Annotated in this window: 1 pseudogene; it reads right to left on the bottom strand. The window is 31.5% G+C overall.

Annotation, left to right across the window (positions count from 1 at the left end):
- A pseudogene (locus FUA24_RS08040) lies at positions 1–362 on the bottom strand (adenosylcobalamin-dependent ribonucleoside-diphosphate reductase); the annotation flags it as partial.

Here is a 362-nt window from a genome sequence, read left to right on the forward strand (position 1 = left end):
GGTCTGCATCAATTTTTTCAAGAATATTATCAATTTTTTCTAATTCTAAATCAATAATATCATCCATTATTCTTTGCGCATACGCCACATGCTTTTTAAATAAACTAAAATTGAAAGATGCCTTTTTAGTAAAAGGATTTTCAACATATGAGAACAAATTGATTGCTAATAATCTGCAAGAATCGTATGGACATAATGGAATTTCGCCACACGGGTTTGTTGATACGGTTTTATAACCTAAATCGGCATAACAATCTGGTACAGATTCATTAATTATAGTATCCCAAAATAAAATACCAGGTTCGGCAGATTTCCATGCGTTGTGCACTATTTTTTTCCATAATTCTTTTGCCTGAACCGTT

The organism is Seonamhaeicola marinus (assembly GCF_008085455.1).